This is a genomic window from Modicisalibacter radicis (assembly GCF_900961225.1).
Classification (GTDB): domain Bacteria; phylum Pseudomonadota; class Gammaproteobacteria; order Pseudomonadales; family Halomonadaceae; genus Modicisalibacter.
Genome location: NZ_CAAHFN010000054.1, coordinates 137,489 through 164,027, shown reverse-complemented (window position 1 = coordinate 164,027; position 26,539 = coordinate 137,489). Strand labels below are relative to the sequence as shown.

Annotated in this window: 26 protein-coding genes; 20 read left to right on the top strand and 6 right to left on the bottom strand. The window is 66.4% G+C overall.

The window, feature by feature from the left end; translation table 11 throughout:
• Positions 1-56 precede the first annotated feature (56 nt).
• Both dnaG and rpoD read left to right on the top strand, forming a co-directional pair.
• A complete protein-coding gene (dnaG, locus tag HR9077_RS06325) occupies positions 57-1,874 on the top strand; it encodes a DNA primase (RefSeq protein ID WP_136066180.1) in 1,818 nt (605 codons plus the stop codon).
• Between the two features lie 229 nt (positions 1,875-2,103).
• Complete coding sequence (gene rpoD, locus HR9077_RS06320; protein ID WP_136066179.1) at positions 2,104-3,951, top strand: RNA polymerase sigma factor RpoD; 1,848 nt, start codon at positions 2,104-2,106, stop codon at positions 3,949-3,951.
• Positions 3,952-4,020: 69 nt separating this feature from the next.
• Here the strand turns inward: rpoD and HR9077_RS06315 are convergent, their stop codons facing one another.
• Both HR9077_RS06315 and HR9077_RS06310 read right to left on the bottom strand, forming a co-directional pair.
• Positions 4,021-4,668: a hypothetical protein gene (locus HR9077_RS06315; RefSeq protein ID WP_136066178.1), complete on the bottom strand. Its 648-nt coding sequence runs from the start codon at positions 4,666-4,668 to the stop codon at positions 4,021-4,023.
• A gap of 94 nt (positions 4,669-4,762) precedes the next feature.
• A complete protein-coding gene (locus HR9077_RS06310) occupies positions 4,763-5,683 on the bottom strand; it encodes a LysR substrate-binding domain-containing protein (protein WP_136066177.1) in 921 nt (306 codons plus the stop codon).
• Between the two features lie 144 nt (positions 5,684-5,827).
• On the opposite strand from HR9077_RS06310, the gene HR9077_RS06305 reads away from it, so the two are divergent.
• Both HR9077_RS06305 and HR9077_RS06300 read left to right on the top strand, forming a co-directional pair.
• Complete coding sequence (locus tag HR9077_RS06305) at positions 5,828-7,207, top strand: L-serine ammonia-lyase (protein ID WP_136066176.1); 1,380 nt, start codon at positions 5,828-5,830, stop codon at positions 7,205-7,207.
• A 273-nt stretch (positions 7,208-7,480) separates the two neighbouring features.
• Entirely contained in the window at positions 7,481-8,281 is an 801-nt protein-coding gene (locus HR9077_RS06300) for a Crp/Fnr family transcriptional regulator (RefSeq protein ID WP_136066175.1), read from the top strand.
• A 16-nt stretch (positions 8,282-8,297) separates the two neighbouring features.
• Here the strand turns inward: HR9077_RS06300 and HR9077_RS06295 are convergent, their stop codons facing one another.
• Positions 8,298-9,176 carry a LysR family transcriptional regulator gene (locus tag HR9077_RS06295; protein WP_136066174.1) on the bottom strand — a complete coding sequence of 293 codons (879 nt, stop codon included), beginning with the start codon at positions 9,174-9,176 and terminating at the stop codon, positions 8,298-8,300.
• 141 nt (positions 9,177-9,317) lie between these two features.
• Between HR9077_RS06295 and HR9077_RS06290 the strand changes: the two genes are divergently transcribed.
• Together HR9077_RS06290 and fghA are read left to right on the top strand one after the other, a co-directional pair.
• Positions 9,318-10,427 (top strand): S-(hydroxymethyl)glutathione dehydrogenase/class III alcohol dehydrogenase, encoded by a 1,110-nt coding sequence (locus tag HR9077_RS06290; protein ID WP_136066173.1) that lies wholly within the window; start codon positions 9,318-9,320, stop codon positions 10,425-10,427.
• A 102-nt stretch (positions 10,428-10,529) separates the two neighbouring features.
• Positions 10,530-11,384 carry an S-formylglutathione hydrolase gene (fghA, locus tag HR9077_RS06285; protein WP_136066172.1) on the top strand — a complete coding sequence of 285 codons (855 nt, stop codon included), beginning with the start codon at positions 10,530-10,532 and terminating at the stop codon, positions 11,382-11,384.
• 136 nt (positions 11,385-11,520) lie between these two features.
• On the opposite strand, the gene HR9077_RS06280 is transcribed toward fghA, so the two are convergent.
• Positions 11,521-12,402, bottom strand: a complete 882-nt coding sequence (locus HR9077_RS06280) for a helix-turn-helix domain-containing protein (RefSeq protein ID WP_136066171.1) — start codon at positions 12,400-12,402, stop codon at positions 11,521-11,523.
• Between the two features lie 226 nt (positions 12,403-12,628).
• Between HR9077_RS06280 and pobA the strand changes: the two genes are divergently transcribed.
• Together pobA and HR9077_RS06270 are read left to right on the top strand one after the other, a co-directional pair.
• Positions 12,629-13,813 (top strand): 4-hydroxybenzoate 3-monooxygenase, encoded by a 1,185-nt coding sequence (pobA, locus tag HR9077_RS06275; protein ID WP_136066170.1) that lies wholly within the window; start codon positions 12,629-12,631, stop codon positions 13,811-13,813.
• A gap of 185 nt (positions 13,814-13,998) precedes the next feature.
• A complete protein-coding gene (locus HR9077_RS06270) occupies positions 13,999-14,901 on the top strand; it encodes an ion transporter (protein WP_136066169.1) in 903 nt (300 codons plus the stop codon).
• A 195-nt stretch (positions 14,902-15,096) separates the two neighbouring features.
• Here the strand turns inward: HR9077_RS06270 and HR9077_RS06265 are convergent, their stop codons facing one another.
• Positions 15,097-15,510 carry a hypothetical protein gene (locus HR9077_RS06265; protein WP_136066168.1) on the bottom strand — a complete coding sequence of 138 codons (414 nt, stop codon included), beginning with the start codon at positions 15,508-15,510 and terminating at the stop codon, positions 15,097-15,099.
• Positions 15,503-15,976 (bottom strand): hypothetical protein, encoded by a 474-nt coding sequence (locus HR9077_RS06260; protein ID WP_136066167.1) that lies wholly within the window; start codon positions 15,974-15,976, stop codon positions 15,503-15,505. Before HR9077_RS06260 ends, HR9077_RS06265 begins: the two co-directional genes overlap by 8 nt.
• Before the next feature lie 161 nt (positions 15,977-16,137).
• Here HR9077_RS06260 and HR9077_RS06255 point away from each other — a divergent pair, with 161 nt between their 5' ends.
• The 12 genes from HR9077_RS06255 to HR9077_RS06200 all read left to right on the top strand — a co-directional run bounded on the left by HR9077_RS06255 (position 16,138) and on the right by HR9077_RS06200 (position 26,489).
• Positions 16,138-16,479 carry a PepSY domain-containing protein gene (locus tag HR9077_RS06255; protein ID WP_136066166.1) on the top strand — a complete coding sequence of 114 codons (342 nt, stop codon included), beginning with the start codon at positions 16,138-16,140 and terminating at the stop codon, positions 16,477-16,479.
• Positions 16,480-16,489: 10 nt separating this feature from the next.
• A complete protein-coding gene (locus HR9077_RS06250; protein ID WP_136066165.1) occupies positions 16,490-17,164 on the top strand; it encodes a response regulator transcription factor in 675 nt (224 codons plus the stop codon).
• A gap of 8 nt (positions 17,165-17,172) precedes the next feature.
• On the top strand, positions 17,173-18,570 hold the full coding sequence (locus tag HR9077_RS06245; protein WP_348532925.1) for a sensor histidine kinase: 1,398 nt from the start codon (positions 17,173-17,175) through the stop codon (positions 18,568-18,570).
• Positions 18,571-18,669: 99 nt separating this feature from the next.
• Positions 18,670-19,635, top strand: coding sequence for a sugar-binding transcriptional regulator (locus tag HR9077_RS06240; RefSeq protein WP_136066164.1), 966 nt, complete (start codon positions 18,670-18,672; stop codon positions 19,633-19,635).
• A 114-nt stretch (positions 19,636-19,749) separates the two neighbouring features.
• Positions 19,750-21,060, top strand: a complete 1,311-nt coding sequence (locus HR9077_RS06235; protein ID WP_136066163.1) for an ABC transporter substrate-binding protein — start codon at positions 19,750-19,752, stop codon at positions 21,058-21,060.
• Positions 21,061-21,134: 74 nt separating this feature from the next.
• Positions 21,135-22,022 carry a carbohydrate ABC transporter permease gene (locus HR9077_RS06230; protein ID WP_136066162.1) on the top strand — a complete coding sequence of 296 codons (888 nt, stop codon included), beginning with the start codon at positions 21,135-21,137 and terminating at the stop codon, positions 22,020-22,022.
• 22 nt (positions 22,023-22,044) lie between these two features.
• Complete coding sequence (locus HR9077_RS06225) at positions 22,045-22,854, top strand: carbohydrate ABC transporter permease (protein WP_458692912.1); 810 nt, start codon at positions 22,045-22,047, stop codon at positions 22,852-22,854.
• A gap of 10 nt (positions 22,855-22,864) precedes the next feature.
• Complete coding sequence (locus HR9077_RS06220) at positions 22,865-24,007, top strand: ABC transporter ATP-binding protein (RefSeq protein ID WP_136066160.1); 1,143 nt, start codon at positions 22,865-22,867, stop codon at positions 24,005-24,007.
• Entirely contained in the window at positions 24,007-24,699 is a 693-nt protein-coding gene (locus HR9077_RS06215; protein WP_244613068.1) for an HAD family hydrolase, read from the top strand. Before HR9077_RS06220 ends, HR9077_RS06215 begins: the two co-directional genes overlap by 1 nt.
• 52 nt (positions 24,700-24,751) lie before the next feature.
• Positions 24,752-25,537 carry an L-iditol 2-dehydrogenase gene (locus HR9077_RS06210; protein WP_136066159.1) on the top strand — a complete coding sequence of 262 codons (786 nt, stop codon included), beginning with the start codon at positions 24,752-24,754 and terminating at the stop codon, positions 25,535-25,537.
• Positions 25,538-25,539: 2 nt separating this feature from the next.
• A complete protein-coding gene (locus HR9077_RS06205; RefSeq protein WP_210725874.1) occupies positions 25,540-25,743 on the top strand; it encodes a hypothetical protein in 204 nt (67 codons plus the stop codon).
• Positions 25,740-26,489, top strand: a complete 750-nt coding sequence (locus HR9077_RS06200; RefSeq protein WP_136066158.1) for an SDR family oxidoreductase — start codon at positions 25,740-25,742, stop codon at positions 26,487-26,489. The genes HR9077_RS06205 and HR9077_RS06200 overlap by 4 nt, the downstream gene beginning before the upstream one ends.
• The last annotated feature ends 50 nt before the right edge of the window (positions 26,490-26,539 follow it).

The following is a 26,539-nucleotide window of genomic DNA, read 5'->3' as shown; positions in this document are numbered from 1 at the left end:
CGACAGCCTTCATTGCCGATGGCCTTCACTAGACGGCCTTCATCGAGAGTCCTCGCATGGCCGGTCAGATTCCTCAGCGTTTCATCGATGACCTGCTCGCCCGCGCCGACGTGGTCGAGGTCGTCGGCGAACGCGTGACGCTCAAGAAAGCCGGGCGCAACTATGCGGGGCTGTGCCCCTTTCATCAGGAGAAGTCGCCGTCGTTCACCGTCAGCCAGGACAAGCAGTTCTATCACTGCTTCGGCTGCGGGGCCCACGGCAACGCGCTACGCTTTCTGATGGAGTACGACAACCTGCGCTTCCCCGAGGCGGTGGAGCAGCTGGCCGCGCGCCAGGGGCTCGAGGTGCCGCGGGAAGGCGCCGACGATCCGCATGCAAAGGCCCGCGAGAAAAAGCGTCAGGAAGGCGTCAACCTGCTCGAGCTGTCGGCGAGCTTCTTCCGCGAGCGCCTGGCGATGAGCGAAGGGAAGGCGGCGCGGGCCTACCTCGACAATCGTGGCCTGTCGTCCGAGGTGGTGCGCGATTTCGCGATCGGCTATGCCCCCGACAACTGGGAGGCGCTCAAGCGTCACCTGAGCGAACGCGGGGTCGGCGAGGCGGTGCAGGTGGAGTACGGGCTGCTGGTAAGCCGCGAGGACTCGGGGCGCAGCTACGATCGTTTCCGCGACCGGGTGATGTTCCCGATACGCGACTGGAAGGGCCGCACCATCGGCTTCGGCGGACGCGTGCTGGGGGACGCCAAGCCCAAGTATCTGAACTCCCCGGAAACGCCGGTGTTCCACAAGGGGCGCGAGCTCTATGGGCTGTTCGAGGCGCGCCAGGCCAATCGCCAGCTCGAGCGGCTGGTGATCGTCGAGGGTTACATGGATGTCGTGGCGCTGGCCCAGTTCGGCATTCGCAACGCCGTGGCGACGCTGGGCACCTCGACCAGCGAGGAGCACCTGCAGCGGTTGTTCCGTCTGGTCGGCGAGGTGGTGTTCTGCTTCGACGGCGACAATGCCGGGCGGCAGGCGGCGCGGCGGGCGCTGGACAACGTGCTGCCGCAGATGATCGACGGTCGCCAGGCGCGGTTTCTGTTCCTGCCCGAGGGCGAGGATCCGGACACGCTGGTGCGGCGCGAGGGTGCCGAGGCGTTCAACGATCGCATCACATGTGCCAGCCCGCTGTCGGAGTTCCTCTTCGAGCAGGCCGCCGAAGGGCGCGACCTGCAAAGAATCGAGGATCGGGAACGCTTTGCCAGTGGTGTGCTCAAAGCCTTGAAGCGTCTGCCCGAAGGGGTGCTCAAGTCGCTGTTGTTGAGCGAGCTGGCGACACGCACCGGAATCGATTCGTCGCGCTTCGAGGCGCTGCTCGAGCCCGGCGAGCGTGGGGCCGAGCCGCAGGCGCCTGCGGAAACGGAGACCTCCGCCCGGGGCGGCTCGGCTCGGAGCGAGCGGGCCGCGGCGCCGACGGGGTCGCTGGGACTGATGGCGCGTACGCTACAGTTGCTGGTGCACGAGCCGGCGCTGGTCGAGTGTCTGCCTGCAGATCTCGACTGGTGTGCCGATAATGACAGTGACGGCGTGCTGTGTCGCGAGGTCGTCCGGCTGTTGCGGGCCGGGCGCTATCGCAGCCCGCAGGTGCTGCTGGCGCATTTTCATGGCACCGCCGAAGGCCAGCGGCTGCAGGTCCTGGCGCGCCGCGAGCTGTTGATCCCGCGTGCGGCCAGGGCCGCCGAGCTCGATGGGCTGATCGAGCACTTTCGTCGCCGGAACTCGGTCGAGGCGCCGGAAACGGAAATCAACGACCTGCTCGCCAGGCAGCGTGACGGTGAGCGGCTATCGAGCGAGGAGCGTCAGCGGCTCATGGAGCTGTTCCAGATCGTCAAGCGATAGCCGCCGCCCGAACAGGATCGTGGCGGGGTTGAAATAACGCGAGACGCCCTTATCTAAAGGGCTAAGTAGAAAACGAGCGTAACCCGACAAACTAACACACCTGAATTGCGGCGCAAATAGAAGAGACTGGCGGATTATTGATCTGATCCGCTATACTAGCGGGCTAACTTAGTTTTTCTCCGCCTCATCGTTCAGGTGCTTCATTCTTCTTCGTCGATATAGGGTATCTATGGCTGGAAATGCGCAGCAGTCACGTCTGAAGGAGTTGATCGCGCGCGGCAAGGAACAGGGCTTCCTGACCTATGCCGAGGTCAACGACCACCTTCCCGAGGATATCGCCGACCCGGATCAAGTGGAAGACATCATCGGCATGATCAACGACATGGGGATCAACGTCGTTGAAGAGGCGCCCGATGAAGACGCGCTGATGATGTCCGATCATTCGACCGACGAATCGGCCGCCGAAGAGGCGGTCGCCGCGTTGGCCGCGGTGGAGAGCGATGTCGGTCGGACCACGGATCCGGTGCGCATGTACATGCGCGAGATGGGCACCGTCGGGCTGTTGACTCGCGAAGGCGAGATCGAGATCGCCAAGCGCATCGAGGAGGGCACCCGCGAGGTGATGTCCGCGCTGGCCTATCTGCCCGGTGCCGTGGAATCGATCCTCGAGGCCTACGATGCCACCCAGGACGAAGAGCAGCCCGGACGGCTTTCCGATCTGTTCTCCGGCTTCATCGACCCCGACGAGGGGATTCCCGGTGTTGCCGAGGCGGAAGTGCCCGAAGAAGTGCCCAGCGACGACGATGCCGAGAGCGATGGCGACGACGACGATGACACCGAGGCCGAGGAGGAGGAGAGCAGCGGTGGCCCGGATCCCGAGGAGGCACGCGCACGCTTCGAGCAGATTCGCGAGCAGAACGCGGCCGCCAAGGCGGCACTGGCCAAGCACGGCTCCGGTGCCGCCGAGACGGTCGCCGAACAGGCACGCCTCGCCGAACTCTTCTCGCCGATCAAGCTGGTGCCCAAGCATTTCGAGCGTCTGGTCAACCAGGTGCGGATCAGCGTCGAGCAGATTCGCGACCAGGAGAAGATGATTCTTCAGGTCTGCGTCAAGAAGGGCAAGGTGCCGCGCAAGACCTTCATCAAGAGCTTCCCGGGCAACGAGTCCAACAGCCAGTGGCTGGACGATTTCCTGGGCGGCAATCCCAGGTACGCCGACAAGCTTCAGGCGTTCCGCGGCGACATCCAGCGCGCTCAACGCAAGATCGCCTTCGAGGAAGAGCTGATCCAGTTGCCGGTGGGCGAGATCAAGGAGGTCAATCGTCGGCTGTCGATCGGCGAGGCCAAGGCGCGCCGGGCCAAGAAGGAAATGGTCGAGGCCAACCTGCGTCTGGTGATCTCGATCGCCAAGAAGTACACCAATCGCGGCCTGCAGTTCCTCGACCTGATTCAGGAAGGCAACATCGGCCTGATGAAGGCGGTGGACAAGTTCGAGTACCGGCGTGGCTACAAGTTCTCGACCTACGCCACCTGGTGGATTCGCCAGGCGATCACCCGCTCGATCGCCGACCAGGCGCGGACCATCCGGATCCCGGTGCACATGATCGAGACCATCAACAAGCTCAACCGCGTGTCGCGGCAGATGCTTCAGGAGATGGGCCGCGAGCCGACCCCGGAAGAGCTCGGCGAGCGTCTCGAGATGCCCGAGGACAAGGTTCGCAAGGTGCTCAAGATCGCCAAGGAGCCGATCTCGATGGAGACGCCGATCGGCGACGACGACGACTCGCACCTCGGCGACTTCATCGAGGACGGCACCATGTTGCTGCCGATCGACATGGCCACCGGCGAGGGCCTGATCGAAGCCACCCGCAACGTGCTGGGCGGCCTGACGGCGCGCGAGGCCAAGGTGCTGCGCATGCGCTTCGGTATCGACATGAACACCGACCATACCCTCGAGGAGGTCGGCAAGCAGTTCGATGTCACCCGCGAGCGTATCCGTCAGATCGAGGCCAAGGCGCTGCGCAAGTTGCGCCATCCGTCGCGTTCGGAGCCGTTGCGCTCGTTTCTCGACGAATGATCGGGGCCCTCCCGGCAGCACGGAGCCCGCGAGCCAAGCTCGCGGGCTTTTTCATGCGTGCGGCCCGGATCAGGCCGACTCGCGGGCCAGGCGCCGGGCGAACAGGGTCAGCTCGATGACCGCGAACAGCATCAATTGATAGCCGAACAGCTCGGTGATCTCCTCGGCCGCGCTCTTGAACAGATACTGGTAATGCGCCTGCATCAGCGTTTCCCAGAAGCTGCTGCGGCCATAGAGGCGCGAGAATACGTAGGTGCAGAGGAAGCCGCTGGCGAACAGGCCGAAGGCGAAGCTGTCGGCATAGCGGCCGAACTCGGCGATGAAGTGGCGCCGCCGGTAGATCGTCCAGCCCAGCGCCGGGACGACCACCAGCGTCACCAGCAGCTGCCAGGCGCCATCGAAAAGGTGTTCGTCGAGAATGCTGTCCTGCTCGCGAATCAGCGAGGCGAGCAGAAAGGCCATCAGCAGAAGCGCCACGTGGCGCAGCGGTCGCGAGCGGCGGGCCTGGAGCGCCAGCAGGCCGACGCTGATCGCCAGCAGCAGCGACTGGACCAGTTCGGTGATGCCAGACTCGGTGAAGCGACTGCCTTGCAGCTGGGTGCCTTCGTAGTAGACCGCCTGCATCAGCGCGGCGACGCCCATGATGTAGAGCGAAGCGCGAAAACAGACGGCCTTGAAGCCGATGCCGCGTCCCGGTGGTGGAATCCGTGCGTCCATGCGATCTCCCCGCTTGTTATGAAACAGTGTTTCTTAAGTCTTTATTATACCAGATGCGTCAGCGGCAGGGAGTCGCCCGGACGCTCCGCCCCGATCAGTTGGGTTGACGGCGCGCTTCCTCCACCAGCCAGTCGTGCACCGCGCGTACCCGCCGGTCGTCCAGGGCGCCGGGTGCGTGGACGATGCCATAGCGCTTGCCGGTGGCCACGCGCTGCGTGAACGGGGCCACGAGTTGCCCGGTCTTGAGTTCGCTGGTGATCAGCGTGCGTCGGGCGATGGCGACCCCCATGCCGTCGATGGCGGCTTCCATGGTCAACTGGTTGCGGTTGAAGGTGTAGCCGCGCCGCACATTGACGTGGCCGGCTTCGATCGCCGTGAGGTAGTGCTCCCACTCGGCGTAGTCGTGGCTGCCGCGCCAGGCGGTGATGTCGTGCAGCAGCGGGTAGTAGGCCAGGTCGTCGGGGCGCGAGAGTGGCGGTCGGCCGCGCATCAGCGCGGGGGCGCAGACCGGGAAGATCAGCTCGTCCATCAGCGGCGTGATCGAGAGCCCGGGGTAATGCCCGTCGTTGAGATCGATCGCCAGGTCGAAGTCGCCGTCGCGCAACGACAGGCTGCTGTCCTCGGCGGCAATGTGCAGCTCGATATCGGGAAAGCGCGCCTGCAGCCGCGGCAGGCGCGGCATCAGCCATTTGGCCAGGAACGAGGGCAGCGCGCGCAGGCGCAGGATGCCGCTCATCAGCCCCGAACGCAGCCGGTGGACCTCCAGGCCCACGGCCTGGTAGGCATCGTCGACCACGCCGGCCAGGCGCCGGCCCTCGTCGGTGAGCTCCAGGCGGCGCGGCAGGCGGCGAAACAGCTTGAAGCCCAGGCGCTCTTCCAACTGCTTGATCTGCTGGCTGACCGCCCCGGTGGTGACATGCAGTTCCTCGGCGGCGCGGGTGAACGACAGGTGCCGCGCACTGACCGCGAAGACCTTCAGCCAGGCATGTGTCTGGGCATTGAGTGTTCGGCTCATGGTTTAGCTATTCTAAAAGGTAGGCAAATTATTCTCGATTGTACCTCCTATACGCGGGGTTCAGGCTAGCGTCAAACCATCCATGCCAACCAGTTGGCTTTAGTGTTTTTGATCTTAAGCCTGTCGCAGACAGGGGGAGGCAACGTGGCCATCAGCGTGTTCGACCTGTTCAAGATCGGCATCGGTCCCTCGAGTTCGCACACCGTCGGGCCGATGCATGCCGCCAGCGATTTCATCGAGAGCCTGCGTGACGAGGATCTGCTGGAGCGCGTCGCGCGCATCGAAGTGCAGCTGTACGGGTCGCTGTCGGCCACCGGCATTGGCCACGGTACCGATCGCGCGGTGATCATGGGACTGATGGGCGAACGCCCCGAGCGCATCGACCCGGCGATCATCTCGCCGTGTATCGAGGAACTGCTCGAAGCGCAGGCCCTGCTGCTCGACGGCCGGCTGGCGATTCCCTTCGTCTGGGCACGCGACATGCAGCTTTACGAGCACAGCCTGCCGCACCATCCCAACGCCATGCGGCTGATCGCCCACGGCCATGCCGACGAGCTGTATCGCAATACCTACTACTCGGTGGGGGGCGGCTTCGTCATCGACGAGCGTCAGGCCCAGGCCGGCGAGCTGGATGGCGACACGACCCGCCTGCCCTACGATTTCAATTCGGCCGGGGAGCTCATGGCATTGTGCCGTCTGCACGGGTTGCGCATCAGCGAGCTGATGCTGGCCAACGAGCAGGCGTGGCGCGACGAGCCGGCGATTCGCGATGGGCTGTGGCGGATCTGGGAGGCGATGCGTGCCTGCGTCGACAAGGGCTTCGAGCAGGAGGGCATGCTGCCCGGCGGGCTCGACGTCAGGCGCCGCGCCAAGCGCCTGCACCAACGGCTGATCGCCGTCGAAGAAAGCCCCAGCCTGATTGCCTCGACGTTCTCGGCGATGGACTGGGTCAACGTCTTCGCCCTGGCGGTCAACGAGGAGAACGCTGCCGGCGGGCGCATGGTGACAGCGCCTACCAACGGTGCGGCGGGCATCATCCCTGCGGTGCTTCACTACTACATGAAGTTCCAGCCCGATGCCTGCGAGCGTGACGTGGTCGATTTCCTGCTCACCGCGGGGGCGGTCGGCATCCTCTGCAAGAAGAACGCCTCGATCTCGGGCGCCGAGGTCGGCTGTCAGGGCGAGGTCGGCTCGGCCTGCGCGATGGCCGCGGCCGGTCTCGCCGAGCTCATGGGTGGCTCGCCGGAGCAGGTCGAGAATGCCGCCGAGATCGGCCTCGAGCATAACCTGGGACTGACCTGCGACCCGATCGGCGGCCTGGTCCAGGTACCCTGCATCGAGCGCAACGCGATCGCCTCGGTCAAGGCGATCAACGCCGCGCAGATGGCGCTGCGCGGCGATGGCGAGCACTTCGTCTCGCTCGACAAGGCGATTCGCACCATGCGCGACACCGGTGCCGACATGCAGGACAAGTACAAGGAAACCTCGCGCGGCGGGCTGGCGGTCAACGCCATCGAGTGCTGAGGCTCGCGCAGCTGAACCTGCCAAGTGCAAAAGCGCCCCGAGGGGCGCTTTTTTGTGTAGCATGCTCAATCGCTACCCGCGAATCCCTGTCTGCTTGGCCCGGGGCGCCGTTACTGAAAGGCTTGATTAACCTGGGTTATCGGAAAAAAATGGGAAAATACGGCATCCTTGCGCTCCCGTGCCGTGCAAGACGCCTCTGCAGTGCGGTAGACGAGTAGCCATCCAGAAAAATAATGCTAGACGCTGAAGCGAGCCAACCGGAGACCTTGTCGAATGAACGTTCAGGACAGTTGCATCATTCGCCACTTCAGTCATTTCTGCCGCTTGTCGGACGATGACAAGAAGCTATTGCGGCGACTCGAAGAGAGTCCCGAGCAGGTGAAAGCCGGTACCGTGCTGTGGCAGGAGGAGGATCGCGCCAGCGAATTCTGCACCCTCAGTCGCGGCTGGGCCTATTCCTACCGCAACCTCGGCGACGGCAGCCGTCAGATCCTGGAAATCTACCTGCCCGGCGACATCATCGGCCTGCGCGAATTCGCCTTCTCCCAGCGTCTGGCAGGCGTGGCGATGATCGACGATGGCGTGGTCTGTCATTTCCCGCATCGCCGCCTGCTCGAGATCTTCAATCAGTCGAGCACCCTGACGGCGATCCTGTTCGCGATCTCCAGCCGCCAGCAGGCGCTGCTCACGGAACGGTTGATCAACCTTGCGCGGCGGACCGCGCATCAGAAGCTCGCTCACTTCATCTACGAGATGTTCCTGCGGCTGCTGCAGACCGGGGCGCTGAGCGACGGCGATTTTCGCCTGCCGCTGTCCCAGGAACAGCTTGCCGACACGCTGGGCCTGAGTGCCGTGCACGTCAGCAGGACCTTTTCCGCGTTCCGCGAGCAGGGGCTGGTGTTGCGCGAGCGTCACCACGTCAAGCTGCCCGACCCCGAAGCGCTGGCGCGGGTCGCCGAATTCGACGATTGCTACCTCAACGACAGCGTGCGGCCGATCTTCTTCGATGGCACCGAGGCGGCCATGCGCCTGACCAATGCCCATTCGGCGGATGAGGGGCCGGTACCCAAGTGAGCCGGGCGGCGCGTGGTCAGGTGGGTATCGTCAGGCGCTCGGCGAGAAAGTCGACGAACTGACGGACCTTGGCGGACAGATGACGGTGCCGTGGATAGACGGCCCACACCGCGGTATCGGTGAACTGATACTGGTCGAGCACCGAGACCAGCTCGCCGCTTCGCAGATCCGCCAGCACGTAATAGTCGGGAAGCTGCGCCAACCCCAGCCCCTTGCGTGCGGCGTCGAGCAGCGCCGGCCCCGAATTGGCCTGCCAGCGGCCGCCGATACGCACTTCGCGACGCTGGCCGTCGACGCTGAACAGCCAGCTGTCCCGCGAACCCACCAGGCAGTTGTGCGCGGCCAGTTCGGCCAGGCTGTGCGGGCGGGCTGTCTGTTCGAAATAGTTCCGCGAGCCCACCACGTACTCGCGTCGCCCGCACAGCCGGCGGGCGATCAGGCTCGAATCCTTGAGCGCGCCCATGCGAATCGCCACGTCGAAGCCTTCGTCGATCAAATCCACCTGGCGGTTGGTGAAGTGCATGTGTACCTCGAGCTGGGGATGCCGGCACTGAAAGTCGTTGACCAGTGGGGCGATATAGCGCTCGCCGAAGGTCGTGGCGCAGGTCAGCGACAGGGTGCCCTTGGGTCGGGCCTGAAAGTCGTCGAGCGCCGACTCGGCTTCGCGGAAGCCCTCGAACAGCGGTTGGCAATGCTGGTAATAGAGCCGTCCGGCATCGGTGAGCCCGATACGCCGCGTGGTGCGATAGAGCAACTGCGTATCGAGTCGGCTCTCGAGCTGGCCGATCAGTCGGCTGACATGCGAGGCGGAGACCCTGAGCTCGCGGGCGGCGGCGGAAAAACTGCCCTGACGCACCACTTCGACGAATGCTTCGATGCGATCCCAACGCTGCATTGTTGCTCCTCGGCAATAATCTTGTGACAACGATGACGTTTATCGGCGACCGCGGAGTGCCTAGACTGGGGGGAGGCCGACGCGCCGCGCTACGAATCCGGTGCGACGACGCGCCAACCGACCGAATCAGGAGAGTCTTTGATGAAATCACGCGCCGCCATTGCCTGGGAAGCCGGCAAGCCACTGGAACTCGCCGAAATCGACGTCGAGGGCCCCAGGGCCGGTGAAGTGCTGGTGCGCATCGTCGCCACCAGCGTCTGTCATACCGATGCCTACACGCTGTCGGGTGCGGATCCGGAGGGGCTGTTCCCCTCGGTGCTGGGCCACGAAGGCGCCGGTATCGTCGAGGAGGTCGGCGAGGGCGTCACCGGCCTGGCCCCGGGGGATCACGTGATTCCGCTGTATACCGCCGAGTGCGGCCAGTGCAAGTTCTGCCTGTCGGGCAAGACCAACCTGTGCAGCGCGGTGCGCGCCACCCAGGGCAAGGGGCTGATGCCTGACGGCACCTCGCGCTTCTCGCAGGGCAGCCAGTCGCTCCACCACTACATGGGCTGCTCGACGTTCTCGGAATACACCGTGCTGCCCGAGGTGTCGCTGGCCAAGGTTTCCAAGGCGGCACCGCTGGACAAGATCTGCCTGCTCGGCTGCGGAGTCACTACCGGCATCGGTGCGGTGCTCAATACCGCCAAGGTCGAACCCGGTGCCACCGTTGCGGTGTTCGGCCTCGGCGCCATCGGCCTGGCGGTGATCCAGGGCGCGCAGATGGCCAAGGCCTCGCGGATCATCGCCATCGACGTCAACCCCGACAAGTTCGAACTGGCCGGCCAGTTCGGCGCCACCGAGTTCGTCAATCCCAAGGACTACGACGATCCCATCCAGCAGGTGATCGTCGATCTCACCGACGGCGGCGTCGACTACTCCTTCGAGTGCATCGGCAACGTCAACGTCATGCGCTCGGCACTCGAGTGCTGCCACAAGGGCTGGGGGGAGTCGATCATCATCGGCGTCGCCGGGGCCGGCGAGGAGATCGCCACGCGCCCGTTCCAGCTGGTCACCGGGCGGGTCTGGAAGGGCTCGGCGTTCGGCGGCGTCAAGGGCCGCAGCGAGTTGCCCGGCTATGTCGAGCGCTACATGAACGGCGAGATCAAGATCGATGAATTCGTCACCCACGACATGCCCTTCGAGCAGATCAACGAGGCCTTCGAGCTGCTGCACGCCGGCAAGAGCATCCGCAGTGTGCTGCACTATTGATACGCCCGACACCGCGCGGGTGATACGCGCCCGACACCGCGCGAACAACGACACGCGGGCGCCGGCACCGGCGCCCGCCACGGCATGACACAAGGAGGATGCATGAGCATGTCCGAATCGCTGGAGCTGGTTTCCGCGACCAAGTCGTTCGGCGGCTGGATCAAGCGCTACAAGCATCATGCCCGCAGCCTGGACTGCGAGATGATCTTCGCGATCTACCTGCCTCCCCAGGCCGAGGAGCACAAGGTGCCGGTGCTGTGGTGGCTGTCGGGGCTGACCTGCAACGACGAGAACTTCATGCAGAAGGCCGGCGCCCAGCGGCTCGCCGCCGAGCTGGGCATGGCGATCATCTGCCCCGACACCAGCCCGCGCGGCCTCGACCTGCCCGGCGAGCATGACAGCTACGACTTTGGCTCCGGGGCGGGTTTCTACCTCAACGCCAAGCGTGAACCCTGGTCGCGTCACTATCGCATGTACGATTACGTCAACGACGAACTGCCGTCGGTGGCGCGCCAGCACTTTCCGCTCAACGGTCGCGAGGCGATCAGCGGACATTCGATGGGCGGCCATGGCGCGCTGGTGCTGGCCCTGCGCCAGCCCGGGCGCTTCGCCTCGGTATCGGCATTCGCCCCGGTGGTCAATCCGATGGATTCGCCGTGGGGGCAGAAGGCCTTCAAGAACTACCTGGGCGAGGAGCGTGGCGCCTGGCGCCAGTACGACGCCTGCGAGCTGGTGGTCCAGGGCGTCTCGCGGCAACCGTTGTTCATCGACCAGGGCGAGGCCGACGGCTTCCTCGACGAGCAGCTCAAGCCCGAACGCCTCGAGACGGTGTGCGAGAAGCACAACCACCCGCTGACGCTGCGCCGCCAGCCCGGCTACGACCACAGCTACTTCTTCATCGCCAGCTTCATCGACGATCATCTGCGCTATCACGCCAGGTATCTCAAGTTGATCTGATGCGTGCCGGTATCGCGATGCACAACAATGCCCCGCCTCGCGCGGGGCATTGTTGTGGCGCTGAGTGGATATCGGCATGTACTGCAGAATAGCTGACAAGCAAATGCCGAGGGCAATCCGCTTTTGGAACGCCTTCTCAGCGGCTCGAGCGAAACGCCTTGGGCGACTGGCCGGTGTGGCGCTTGAAGAAGCGGGCGAAATAGCCGGGCTCGGAAAACCCCAGCATGTCGGCGATCTGGCCGACGGTCATGTTGGTGTAGGTGAGCTGGCGCTTGGCTTCTAGCAGCAATCGTTCATGCAGGAGCTGCAGCGCGCTGCGCGCGGCCAGGCGCCGGCACAGGGTGTTGAGATGGGCGCTGGTCAGGCCAAGCTCGCCGGCCAGGGACTCGATGGTGGGTTGCTCGGCGTAACGCGCCTCGATCAGTGCCTGGAAACGCTGCACGTGGACCTGACCCCGGTCGTGGGGCAGGGCGCGACTCGGCCGGCGCCGCTCGGCACGCCGCGCGAGTTGCACGGCAAGCGCCTGGACCAGTGCATGCAGCAGCGCCTCGCGACCCGGGGCCGGCTGGCGGTATTCGCCATCGATGCGCGCTACCAGCTCGGCGACGGCGTCATGCTCGGGCTGGCCGGCGAGCGGGTAGTGCGCGGCCCGGGCAAGCACCTCGCCGAGCGGCGCGAGGCGGCGATCCAGATGGTCGGCGAGAGGCTTGGCCAGGCTGATGATATGGCCGTCGATATCGCTCGAGAAACGAAAGCCATGGATCGCCACGGCCGGTACGACGATCGACAACGGGCCCTCAAGGTCGCGTTCGTGCCCCTCCAGATGCAGCCGTACCCGCCCCGTACGGATATACAGCAGATGCAGCAGGTCGGCGTGGCGGTGCGGCTTGATGTGCCAGTCGTGCAGGCGGCTGCGCGCGGCGATCGATTCGCAGTGCAGCAGATCGGGGGTCGGCCAGTGGCCGGTCTCGCCGTACAGCTGAAAGACCGGGACGATGTCGTGCGGCCAGTCGGCCATGGTGCTTGCTCCTGCGCTGCGTGTGCCCGGCACCCGGCGATCATCGCAGACCCTAGACCAAAGTCAGGGGGCGATCTTGTGAATGTCCAGGTCTTGGTCCGGATTCTGCCTTATTCGCCGGCGCGATTCGATGAAAAATACCCTTCATCGATTAGCGAGACGCTCGCCGGGTGCGATGCACGGTTCGATCCGCGCCTTTCCGGCCAGCGTCAGGAGGCAAGCCACCATGAAGACCCAAGTCGCGATCGTCGGCGCCGGTCCGTCCGGGCTGCTGCTCGGCCAGCTGCTGCATCGTCAGGGCATCGACAACGTGATCCTGGAGCGCCGCTCCGGCGAGTACGTGCTGAGCCGTATCCGCGCGGGGGTGCTCGAGCAGGGCATGGTCGATCTGCTGCGCGAAGCCGGCGTCGATGCCCGCATGGACGCCGAGGGCCTGCCGCACAGCGGTTTCGAACTGGCCTTCGAGAACCGCCGCGTGCATGTCGACCTCGCGGGACTGACCGGCGGCAGGACGGTCATGGTCTACGGCCAGACCGAGGTCACCCGCGACCTGATGGAGGCACGCCGCGAGGCCGGGGCGAGGACGATCTACGAGGCCGACGACGTGCAGCTGCACGATGTCGACGGCGACACGCCCCATGTCACCTTCGTCAAGGATGGCCAGCGCCAGACGCTGGAGTGCGACTACATCGCCGGTTGCGACGGCTACCATGGCGTGTCGCGGCGGACCATTCCCGTCGAGCGGCTCAAGACCTTCGAGCGGACCTACCCGTTCGGCTGGCTGGGCGTGCTTTCCGATACCCCGCCGGTTTCCGACGAGCTGATCTATGCCAGCCACGAGCGCGGCTTCGCACTGTGCAGCATGCGTTCGGCGACGCGCAGTCGCTACTACGTGCAGGTACCGGAGGGCGAGAAGGTCGAGGCGTGGTCGGACGCGCGTTTCTGGGACGAGCTCAAGGCCCGCCTGCCCGACGACGTGGCGGCCAGGCTGGTCACCGGTCCCTCCATCGAGAAGAGCATCGCGCCGCTGCGCAGTTTCGTCGCCGAGCCGATGCGCTACGGGCGGTTGTTCCTGGTCGGCGATGCCGCGCATATCGTGCCGCCCACCGGGGCCAAAGGGCTCAACCTGGCGGCCAGCGACGTCAACACGCTCTATCGGGTGATGCTCAAGGTCTACCACGAGGGCAACGTCGAGCTGATCGAACGCTATTCCGAGATCTGCCTGCGGCGGGTCTGGAAGGCGGTGCGCTTCTCGTGGTGGATGACTGCCAACCTGCACAAGTTTTCCGATCGGGAGGATTTCGCCCGCCGTATCCAGCAGGCCGAGCTCGATTACTACACCGCCAGCCGGGCGGGACTGACGACCATTGCCGAGAACTACGTCGGCTTGCCCTACGAGACCGTCGAATAACCTTCGACCGCCGGGGTGCGAGCCCGCTGGACGCCCCGGCCTGCCCTCCTTGACCCGCCTGGTCCCGTGCCGGCGGGGCCTTTTCATCCCTGCCTGGCGTACGCACTCGGCGGGCGTCGGGGTCGCCAGGCCGACCGGCCGGCGCTATCCTCGATGGCTTCATCCGCCGCACGGCCTGGCTGCCCATGCAAGATCGCATAACGCCGTTTCAACTGCTCATCCTGGTGCTGTCGTTCTACGTGCTGGGCGCGCTGATCGCCGATACCTTCTTCGCGCTGGCGCCCGAGGTGTCGCGCCTGCTCCAGTACATGGACCTGGTGGTCTGCGTGTTCTTCTTCGCCGACTTCTGCGTGCGCCTGCGTGCCGCCGAGAACAAGTGGCGCTACATGCGCTGGGGCTGGATCGATCTGCTGGCGAGCATTCCCGCCGGCTGGCTGATGGGCGCCAAGGCGGTTCGCGTGGTGCAGCTCATTCGCCTGCTGCGGGCGCTGAAGTCGCTGGAGTTGATCTGGCGGCTGCTGTTCCGCAACAAGGCGCAGGGCGTGCTGGCCTCGGCGGCCGCATTGACCGTGCTGCTGCTGGCCTTCGGCGCGACCACCATGCTGCTGGTCGAGAGCCCCAATCCCGACAGCCCGATCGATACCGCCGAAGAGGCGCTGTGGTGGGCCGTCGTCACGGTCACCACGGTCGGCTACGGCGACTACTACCCGGTCACCACCCAGGGGCGCGTGGTGGCGGTAATGCTGATGATCTGCGGCGTCGGGCTGTTCGGCAGCTTCGCCGCCTATGTCAGCTCACTGTTCATCGCCGACCAGAGCGAGCGCGAAACGCGCCAGCACAAGGCGGACAGGGAAATGGTGCGCCAGCTCGGTCACCAGGTGGCACAGTTGAACGCAGAGGTGCGCGCGTTACGCGAGACGCTGGGTACGCTGCATCCGGAGCTGGATGGGCATTCGCGGGATGCCGAGGCAGAAAGGGCGACCGGCGATGACGAGGCAGGACGGGCGCCCGGCGTGGATTCGCCCGGCGTGGATTCGCCCGGCGTGGACTCGCCCGTGAGCGGCGACTCGGGCGAGCGCAAGGAATGATTGATTCGCTTTATCGCTCCAATGGCGACGATGCATTGGAGATATCGTCGGCCAGCCCCTAGGCTGACGGTGTCTGGAAGCCAACCAGACGGGCTTATGCATGATCCGAGTGCATCTAAGCTCCACCCACCTCGACCCGCGTAACCCCAACGCGGGTTTTTTTCGCGCGCCGGGTATCAACCCGGCCCGGACGATCTAGCGAAACCCGTCGCGGTCCCGCGCCTGGCGAGAGGATTCGTCGCGCACTTCGTAATCGCCCTCCAGGACGTCCTGGCGGCCTGGCCGATGGGCGTCGTGATCGGGGGCGCCGCCGATGTTCCGGGCCTGGCGGGCGCGAAACGCCTCGGCCTGCTTCTTCATGCGATGACGCACCAGCGGCAGCATCAGCCAGCCGACCAGCAGGAAGAACAGCCCCAGCACGCTCCCGACGAGCATCAGCACGCCGAACATCAGCCAGGTGAAGAACAGCCGCGGGCCGCTCATCGAGCTGGAAGGCCGCGCACGTCGCGCGCGTTCCTGCCAGTTCCGGGCCGCCTGCCAGGCGGCGTTGTTCCGGTCGGCGCCGGTGCGCGCGTCGAAGCCTTGGCGAGAGTCGTTGCGTTCAGTCATTGTCCACTCCGATGACCGAGAAATCGCTGCCGTCGAGGCGCAGATCGATCTCGCGGTGCTGGTTGTCGTACCCTTCGATTTCGAGGTGACCCGATTCATCGACATCGAGTGACTCGAATCGTTGCAGGCCGGATTGGCGTGCGACGTTCAGGGCCTGCTCGACATCGCCACCGGCAAGGCTCCACTGGGGGATGTCGCCAACTTGCTGCGCTTCGCGGGTCAGCGAGCCGTCGCTCTGCAGCATCTCGACATCGAGTTGCCAGCCGTCGTCGCGCCAGCCCTCCATCTCGATGCGCCCGCCGTCCTCGACGGCGATCTCCTCGAAGGCGGCGAAACCGTGCTGGCCCGCCGAGGCGAGCAGCGAATCCAGTTCGGCGAAGGTCACGCTGCCGTCGTCGGCCAGTGCCTGGCTCGAAAGGCCACCGGAAAAGGCCACGGGTACCATCAGCATACGCAGTGTCTTCATGTCGCGTCTCCTTTGCGGCGGTTGCCGTGTGATGTCGAGACCCGTTTTACGCCGCAGGACCTTGCTGCGATCTGAAGATGTCGTTCATGGGGCGTTCATTTTCGGACCGGCTGGCGTCGACGTTCATGGCGCGTTCATGGCGCTTTTGGCAAGCTGGGAAGATGACTATCTCCCAAGCTGCGATCGCTGTCTGTCGGGCGCTGTCGCTGGTGGCGCTGCTGGGCCTGCCGCTTGCCGCGCCGGCCGATGACGACTGGCGCCAGTTGCACGACGAGGTCCGCCAGGGGCGGCTGGTGTCGCTGCCCAGCGTGCTCGACTGGCTGCAGGCCAATTACCTCGGCCAGGTGCTCGAGGTGGAGCTCGAGCGCGACGACGACGCGACCCGGTACGAGATCGAGATGATCGGTCCCCAGGGTCAGCTGGTAGAGTTCGAGTTCGACGCCGCCAGCGGTGAGCTGCTGGAGATCGACGGTGTCAATGTCGAGGCGATGAAACGACCATGAACGGGTTGCCATGAAAGTATTGCTGGTAGAGGACGACCGGGCCCTGGCCGCGGCGCTCGGTGAGTCGCTACGCGACGCCGGCGTGCTGGTCGAGAGCGTGGACAGCGGCGGCGAGGCCGACTTCCTGGTGCGTACCGAACGCTACGACGCGGTGGTGCTCGACCTGGGCCTGCCGGATGGGGATGGCACTCGCTGGCTGGCGCAGTGGCGCGACGACGCTATCGATCTGCCGGTGCTGGTGCTCACCGCCCGCGAGCGCTGGTCGGACAAGGCCGCCGGCTTCTCCGCCGGCGCCGACGACTACGTCACCAAGCCGTTCGAGACCGCCGAGGTGCTGTTTCGCCTGCGGGCGCTGGTGCGGCGCAGCCATGGCCACGCCCATCCGGTGCTGACGCTCGGCGAGCTGGCCTTCGACACCCATACCGCCAGCGTCACCCTGGCCGGGCGTCCGGTGACCCTGACCGCCCAGGAGTCGCGACTGCTCGCCTACCTGATGCATGCCGCGCCGCGCATCGTCAGCCGCAGCGAGCTGGCCGAACACGTCTACGATCGCGACCACGAGCCCGACTCCAACGTCATCGACGTGCAGATCAGCCGGCTGCGCCGCAAGCTCGGCAGCGAGCGTATCGAGACCCTGCGCGGCCAGGGCTACCGGGTGCTGGCGATCGAGGCCGGCGAGGCTTGAGCGGCGCCGTGGCAACGCACCCATGGAGGGCGGTCAAGGCGCGTCTGCGGGCACTGGCCACGCGCCCCGCCGGCTGGTCGCTGAGCCGCCGGCTGCTGGCGGCGTCGCTGGCGCTGGTGGTGGCGATCCTGCCGCTGGCGGGGGCCGGACTGGCCTACAACTTTCGCGAATCGGTGACCGCCTCGTTCGACCAGCGGCTACGCTCGCTGCTTCAGGTGGTGCTTGCCGATCTCGATTACAATCCCGCCGAGCAGCGCCTGCAGATCTCGCGCTCGCTGGGCGACGCGCGCTTCGAGCGGGTATTTTCGGGCTGGTACTGGCAGGTCAGCGACGACCACGGCACCTCGCTGGTCTCGCGCTCGCTGTGGGATCAGCGCCTGCCGGTGTCGATGGCCGACGGGGTCACCCTGCGCAACATCACCGGGCCGCGTGGCGAGCCGTTGCGGGTCATCGAGCGTGACGTGCGCCTGGCCGGCCATCCGCAGCGCCTGCATGTCAGCGTCGCCGCCTCGCGCGAGGAGCTCGAGGCCGAGGTGGCGCGTTTCGAATGGCTGCTGGGGTTGTCGCTGCTGACCCTCGGCGCGCTGTTGCTGTGTGGCCTGGCGGTGCAGATCCGCTGGGGGCTGGCGCCGCTGCGTCGGCTGCATGCCAATCTCACGCGGATCGAGGCCGGCCAGGACCAGCGCCTGGATACCCGCCTGCCCGGCGAACTGAGCGAGCTGGCCACGGCGATGAACGAGGTGCTCGAGCGCGACCGTCGGCTGATCGAGCGCGGGCGCAGCGCCGCCGGTAACCTGGCCCATGCCCTGAAGACCCCGGTCAGCGTGCTGCAGGCGCTTTCCGACCGGCTGCCCGAGGGTGAACGGCGCCAGGTGCGCGACGAGCTGGGGCGCATCGACGAGGCGGTGCGCCATCACCTGGCGCGGGCCTCGGCCGCCGGCGGCGCGACACTGGCCGGTCGGGTGCGCCTGGGCGAGGCGATCGCGCCGGTGGTCGACGGCCTGGCTCGCCTGGCCGGACGGCGCGGGATCGCACTCGAGCGCGACATCGATGCGAGTCTCGCCGTACGCATGGACCCGCAGGACCTGCAGGAACTGGTCGGCAACCTGCTCGACAATGCGCTGCGCTGGGCCGGACGGCGGGTGAGCCTGCGCGTGACCGGCGAGGCCGGCGGGGTGCGGCTGAGTATCGAGGACGACGGCCCGGGAATGAGCGCCGAGCAGCGCGAGGCGGCGCTGGCGCGGGGCGCGCGACTCGACGAGCGGCGCTCCGGCTCGGGGCTGGGGCTGGCGATCGTCGAGGACCTGATGACCCTCTACGGCGGCACGCTGAGTCTCGACGACGCGGCGCTGGGCGGGCTCGCCGCCCATGTCTGGTTGCCCGGCGTGGCGGGCTCCAGCGGTTAGCTGCGGGCGTCGCGCGGACTCGTTTGTCACCGCGCACATATTGTCCCGCCGTGTTCGGGCTGCGATGATTCGGCGCATCGTTGCCCGGGAGGTCATGGCGTGGACAAGTATCAACTCAAGCTCGACCAGGCCGCCCGTGCGGCCTGGCTCTCCTATGTCGGCGGACGCACCCAGGACGAGATCGCCGGCCAACTGGGCGTGTCGCGGCCCGGCGTCCAGCGCCTGCTGGCCCTGGCCCGCCAGGAGGGGCTGGTCAAGGTGCATATCGACCATCCGCTGGCCAGCTGCATGGCGATGGCGGATGCGCTGGTGTCGCGCTTCGGGCTGAGCTTCTGCGACGTGGTGCCCTCCGACCCCGACAATCGCGACCCCCGCGACAACACCTCGCACTTCATCGCCCAGGCCGGTGCCGAGCGGCTGCTGCGCTACGTCGATCGCGCCGAGCCGCTGACCCTGTCGCTGGGTACCGGTCGCGCGGTGCGCGCCACCGTCGAGGCGTTGAGCCGTATCGAGCGGCCCCAGCATCGCTTCGTCTCGCTGGTCGGCAACATTGCCCGCGACGGCTCGGCCAACCGCTACGACGGGGTGATGGTGCTGGCCGACAAGACCGGCGCCGAACGCTTCCTGCTGCCCGCCCCGGTGGTCGCCGGCTCGGTGGCGGAGAAGCACGCGCTGCTCGCCCAGCCGCTGGTGCGCGCGGTCAGCGACGTGGCCATGGAGTCCGAGGCGGGGTTCATCGGCATCGGCCGCATCGACCCGCAGGCCACGCTGTTCCAGGATCACTTCATCAGCGAGGCCGAGCTGAGCGAACTGCTCGATGCCGGCGCGGTGGGCGAGCTGCTGGGCTGGCCGTTCAACGCCCGCGGCGAGCTGATCGAGTGCCCGATCACCCAGCGCATCACCAGCCTGGCGTTGCAGCGACTCGCCGCCCAGACCCTGGTGGGGCTCGCCGGCGGACGCGACAAGGGGCCGGCGATACTGGCCGCGTTGCGCGGCGGGTGGCTCAAGGGGCTGGTCACCGACGAGCAGGCGGCGCGCTATATCATTGATAATGAAGGCACTTAGGCCAAAGTATAAGAAGCGGAAATTTGCTTTTTTTGATGCCCTAAATGATCATTTGCATTGCTGTTGAGTAGATTGATCAACAAGAACCCAACACTCTCCGCCAAGGGGCATGCCATGCGGTTACAGCACAAGATTCCGCTCGCGGGGGCCATCGCCCTCGCTTCCGTCTCGGCCCACGCCGAGACCATCACCGTGGCCACGGTGAACAACAACGACATGATCATCATGCAGGGGCTGACCGACGAATTCGAAAAGGCGCACCCGGACATCGACCTTGAATGGGTGGTGCTCGAGGAAAACGTCCTGCGTCAGCGCCTGACCACCGACATCGCCACCGACGGCGGCCAGTTCGACGTCATGACCATCGGCACCTACGAAGTGCCGATCTGGGCCAAGCAGGACTGGCTGGTCGAGCTCGACGACCTGCCCGAGAGCTACAATGAACAGGACCTGCTCAAGCCGATACGCGACGGCCTGAGCCAGGACGGTTCGCTCTACGCGCTGCCGTTCTACGGCGAAAGCTCGATGATGTACTACCGTACCGACCTGTTCGAGCAGGCCGGCATCGAGATGCCCGAACAGCCGACCTGGCAGCAGGTCAGGGACTGGGCGAGCCAGGTCCACGATCCCGACAACGGCGTCTATGGCATCTGCCTGCGCGGCAAGCCGGGCTGGGGCGAGAACATGGCCTTCGTCACCACGCTGGTCAATACCTTCGGCGGCCGCTGGTTCGACGAGGAGTGGCATCCCGAAATCAACTCGCCGGAGTGGAAGGAGGCGGTCGGCTTCTACGTCGACCTGATGAACAACTACGGCCCGCCGGGGGCGACCTCCAACGGCTTCAACGAGAACCAGGCGCTGTTCTCCAGCGGCAAGTGCGGCATGTGGGTCGACGCCACGTCCGCCGCCGGACGACTCTACAATCCCGACGAGTCGCAGGTGGCCGACAAGCTGGGCTTCGCCCCGGCGCCGATCGCCAAGACCCCGAAGGGCGCCAACTGGCTGTGGTCGTGGACGCTGGCGATCCCCGCCTCGTCGGATGCCAAGGACGCCGCCAAGACCTTCATCACCTGGGCGACCTCGCAGGAGTACATCGAACTGGTCGGCGAGACCGAAGGCTGGACCAGCGTGCCGCCGGGCACCCGCGAGTCCACCTACGAGAATCCCGAGTATCAACAAGCCGCGCCGTTCGCCGACTTCGTGCTCAACGCCATCCAGACCGCCGACCCCACCGATTCGACGCTCAAGCCGAGCCCGTACATCGGCGTGCAGACCGTCAACATCCCCGAGTTCCAGGCGGTGGGGACCCAGGTCGGCCAGATGGTCGGTGCCGCCCTGTCCGGCCAGCAGCCGGTCGATGCCGCCCTCGACCAGGCCCAGCGCTCGGTCGAACGCACCATGCGCCAGGCCGGCTACTACCAGTAACGCGTGTCCCGCTTCGGCCGGATCGTCATGATCCGGCCGCTTTTACCGACTCCTCATCTTGAATGGGCTCCCCCATGCGCGAAAGAACGTCCGGACGAACCGTCGGGGGCTTCCGCAACCTGTTCCTGCAGGGCCCGGCGGTCACGCTGTTGCTGCTGTGGATGCTGGTGCCGCTGGGCATGACCCTGTGGTTCTCGTTCCAACGCTACAACCTGATCAATCCCATGATTTCCGGCTTCGCCGGCTGGGACAACTACACCTATCTGCTCACCGACCCGGCGCTGTGGACGGCGATGGGCAATACCCTGCTGCTGGTCGGCTGGGTGCTGGCGATCAGCGTGATCGGCGGCACGCTGCTGGCGGTGCTCTTCCAGCAGGAGTTCTTCGGCCGCGGCATCGCCCGGCTGCTGGTGATCGCGCCGTTCTTCGTCATGCCCACCGTCGGCGCGCTGGTGTGGAAGAACATGCTGATGCACCCCGTCAACGGGGTGTTCGCCTGGCTGAGCAACCTGCTCGGCCTGCCGGTGATCGACTGGTTCTCGGCGATGCCGCTGACCTCGATCATCATCATCGTCGCCTGGCAGTGGATGCCGTTCGCGCTGCTGATCCTGCTCACCGCCATCCAGTCGCTGGACGACGACCAGGTCGAGGCGGCGCGCATGGACGGCGCCGGGCCCCTGGCGATCTTCTGGTTCATCACCCTGCCGCACCTGAAGCGGGCGATCAGCGTGGTGATCATGATCGAGATGATCTTCCTGCTGACCGTGTTCGCCGAGATCTTCGTCACCACCTCGGGTGGTCCGGGGCTGGCCTCGACCAACCTGGCCTACTTCATCTACATCCGCGCGCTGCTGGACTTCGACGTGGGCGGCGCCTCGGCCGGCGGGGTCATCGCCATCATCCTGGCCAACATCGTGGCGATCTTCCTGGTCCGCACCGTGGCCAAGAATCTCGAGACCTGAGGCGCACTGCATGAACCCTTCGATGACCAAGAAACTGCTGCTCACGCTGCTCGCCTGGGGCATCGCGCTGATCGTGTTCTTCCCGATCTTCTGGATGGTGCTGACCGGCTTCAAGACCGAGGGCGAGGCGGTGGCGACGCCGCCCAGCCTGTTCTTCGAGCCGACCCTGGCGGGCTACAACACCGTCATGGCGCGCGCCGACTACTTGAAGTTCGCCCTCAACAGCATCGTGATCTCGTTCGGCTCGACCCTGCTGGCGTTGCTCGTGGCGATTCCCGCGGCCTATTCGATGGCCTTCCTGCCGACCAAGCGCACCCGCGGCACGCTGCTGTGGATGCTCTCCACCAAGATGCTGCCGCCGGTGGGCGTGCTGATGCCGGTCTACCTGCTGTTCCGCGACATGGGCCTGCTCGACTCGCAGCTCGGGCTGATCGTCGTCTACATGCTGATGAACCTGCCGATCGTGGTGTGGATGCTCTACACCTTCTTCAAGGACATTCCCAAGGACATCCTCGAGGCGGGACGCATGGACGGTGCCGGCACCCTGCAGGAAGTGCTCTACCTGCTGCTGCCGCTGACCCTGCCGGGGATCGCCTCCACCGGCCTGCTGTCGGTGATCCTGAGCTGGAACGAGGCGTTCTGGAGTCTCAACCTGACGACCTCCGACGCCGCCCCGCTGACCGCCTTCATCGCCTCCTTCTCGAGCCCTGAAGGGCTGTTCTGGGCCAAGCTGTCCGCCGCCTCGACGCTGGCCATCGCGCCGATCCTGATCTTCGGCTGGATGACCCAGAAACAGATGGTTCGCGGTCTCACCTTCGGCGCCGTCAAATAAGGAATCCGCCATGGCAACGCTCCAACTCAACAACATCGTCAAGGACTTCGGCGGCACCCAGGTGATCAAGGGCGTCGACCTCGAGGTCAAGGACCGCGAATTCGTGGTCTTCGTCGGCCCCTCGGGCTGCGGCAAGTCGACCCTGATGCGGATGATCGCCGGGCTCGAGAGCACCACCAGCGGCGACATCTCCATCGACGGTCAGCGCATCAACGACGTCGGTCCCGCCGACCGCGGCCTGGCGATGGTCTTCCAGAGCTACGCGCTCTACCCGCACATGAGCGTCGAGGACAACATGGGCTTCAGCCTGCGCCTGGCCAAGGTGCCCAGGGCCGAGCGCCGCGAGAAGGTGCTCGCCGCCGCGCGCATCCTGCAGCTCGAGGAACTGCTCGACCGCAAGCCCCGCGCGCTCTCCGGCGGCCAGCGCCAGCGCGTGGCGATCGGCCGGGCGATCGTGCGCAACCCGAGCATCTTCCTGTTCGACGAACCGCTGTCGAACCTCGACGCGGCGCTGCGCGTGCAGATGCGCATCGAGCTGGCGCGGCTCCACGAGGAGCTCGACGCGACGATGATCTACGTCACCCACGACCAGATCGAGGCCATGACCATGGCCGACAAGATCGTCGTGCTGCAGGGCGGCGTGGTCGAGCAGATCGGCTCGCCGATGGAACTCTACCACCACCCGCGCAACCGCTTCGTGGCCGGCTTCATTGGCTCGCCGAAGATGAACTTCCTCGACATCGAGGTGCGCGGTGCCGACGCCGAGGGGGTCGACGTGGCGCTGCCCGGCGGCGACTGCCGGGTGCCGGTCGAGGGCGGCGACGCCAAACCGGGCGACACGCTGACCCTGGGCATCCGCCCCGAACACCTGAAGCTCGACGACCGGGGCCCGCTGACCGGCCGGATCGTGGTCATCGAGCGCCTCGGCGGGGTCACCTCGCTGTATCTCGAGCACGGCGACAGCGAATGGATCCTGGTCGCCGACGGCGACGTCGCCCACCGCGTGCACGACGAGGTGCGCTTCTCCTTCGACCCGGCCTGCGCACACCTGTTCAAGGGCGACGGCACGGCGCTGGTCCACCGCCACCGTCATCCGCTGGTCGACATCGACCGCAAGGAAAACCGCGCGCCCTCCGCTTCGGAAGGCCGCTGATGGCGCCGCCCATGGAGGTGCTGATCTTCGATTGCGATGGCGTGCTGGTCGACAGCGAAGCGATCGCCGAGGCGGTGCTGAGCGAGCGCCTGGCGGCCTGGCTGCCCGACCTGCATGCCGACGATGAACTGCGCCGGGCGCTGGGCATGACCACCGAGGCGATTCTCGATCATCTCGCCGAACGCAGCGGCCACGCCTTGCCCGCCGATGCCCTGGCGCGCATCGACGCGGCGATCGAGACGCGCCTGGCCGCGGAACTCGAGGCGATGGTCGGTGTGGCGGCGGCGCTCGATGCGCTCGACCTGCCTCTGGCGATCGTCTCCAACAGCAGTCGCCGCCGGGTCGTCGCCTCGCTGGCCAACACCGGGCTCGATGCCCGGCTCGGCGATGTGCCGCTGTTCACCGCCGAACAGGTGGTCCGGCCCAAGCCGGCGCCGGATGTCTATCTCCTGGCGGCGAAAAGCCTCGGGGTCGCGCCCGGGGCCTGTCTGGTGGTCGAGGACAGCGTTTCCGGGGCCAGCGCGGCGCGTGCCGCGGGCATGACGGTGATCGGTTTCACCGGGGCCAGCCATATCGAACCCGGGCACGACGACCGGCTGCGCGAGGCCGGCGTCTGGCAGGTGCTCGAGAACATGGCGGAGCTCGGCACGCTGGTGCAGCGCTGGCGTGGCGAGCGCCAGGCCGGATGCTGAGCGGTCTCCTCTCGGGTCGCCCAAGACTTCACTCGGACAAGGAATGAAAGCGATGAAACTCGACAAGCGCACGGCGATAGTCACCGGCGGGGCTCGCGGCATCGGCCTGGCGATCGTCAAACGCTATCTGCAGGAGGGCGCGCGGGTGGCGATCGCCGATATCGACACGGCTGCCGCCGAACGGGCGGTCGCCGACATACGGGCCGCTGCGAACGATGCGCCGGTGATGGCGGTGCGTCTCGACGTGGCCGACTCCACCTCGCGGCAGGCGATGATCGATGCCGTCGAGGCGCGCTTCGGCGGCATCGACATCCTGGTCAACAACGCCGCGGTGTTCGACATGGCCCCGATCCTCGAGGTCAGCGAGGCCAGCTACGATCGCCAGTTCGGCATCAACGTCAAGGGCACCTTCTTCACCCTGCAGGCGGTGGCCGCGCACATGGTCGCGCGCGGCGCCGGCGGCAAGATCATCAACATGGCCTCCCAGGCCGGGCGCCGCGGCGAACCGCTGGTCAGCATGTACTGCGCCTCCAAGGCGGCGGTGATCAGCCTCACCCAGTCGTGCGGGCTCGGCCTGATCAAGCAGGGCATCAACGTCAACGGTATCGCCCCCGGGGTGGTCGACACGCCGATGTGGGACGAGGTCGATGCGCTTTTCGCGCGTTACGAGGGGCGTCCGGCGGGCGAGAAGAAGCGCCTGGTCGGCGAGGCGGTGCCCTATGGCCGCATGGGGCGCCCCGGGGACCATGTCGGTGCGGCGGTGTTCCTGGCAAGCGATGACAGCGACTACGTGGTGGCGCAGACGCTGAACGTCGACGGCGGCAACTGGATGAGCTGACCATGAGCGACTTCGCGTTCGATATCGTCACCGCCGGTGAAATGCTCGCCGAATTCGTCGCCGAACGGCCCGGCCAGCGCTTCGATGCACCGGGGCGCTTCCAGGGGCCGTTTCCCGGCGGCGCGCCGGCGATCTTCGCCTCCCAGGCGGCGCGCATGGGCGCGCGGGTCGCCTATGCCTGCCTGCCGACGGGAGCAAAACGATGAGTCAACTGCAATTCGATTTCAGCGACAGCGTGGTGCTGATCACCGGTGCGGCCAACGGCATCGGCAAGCGCCTCGCCGAGCGCTTCGCGGCAAGCGGCGCGCGACTGGTGCTGGCCGACAGGAGCGAGGCGGTCGAGGATGTCGCCGACACGCTCGGCGAGGCGCACCTGGCCCTGGTGATCGACGTCAGCGACGAAACGGGGGTCGAGGCGCTCGTCGCGCGGGCCATCGAGCGCTTCGGGCGCATCGACGTGCTGGTCAACAACGCCGGCATCGGCCCGCTGGCGGCGGCCGAGGCGATGGACGCCGCGTTGTGGGACGCGACCCAGGCGGTCAACCTGCGCGGTGTGTTCCTGTGTTGCCGCGCGGTGGGCCGGCAGATGCTCGAGCGCGGCTACGGGCGGATCGTCAATCTCGCCTCGCAGGCGGCCAGTGTCGGCCTGGAAGGGCACCTCGCCTACTGCGCCAGCAAGTCCGGCGTGCTGGGACTGACCCGCACCCTGGCGCTCGAGTGGGGGCCGCACGGCATCACCACCAACGCGGTCTCGCCGACAGTGGTCGATACCGAGCTGGGTCGTTACGGCTGGGCGGGCGAGAAGGGCGAGCGCATGAAGGCGCTGATTCCCACCCGACGCTTCGCCAGCCCCGACGAGATCGCCCACAGCATCCTGTTTCTGGCCTCGGATGCGGCGGCGATGATCAATGGCGCCGACCTGCGGGTGGACGGCGGCTACACGGCCTGCTGACGGCGAGGTGACCGCGTGACCCGAACGACGACACCCAACGCGAACGACGA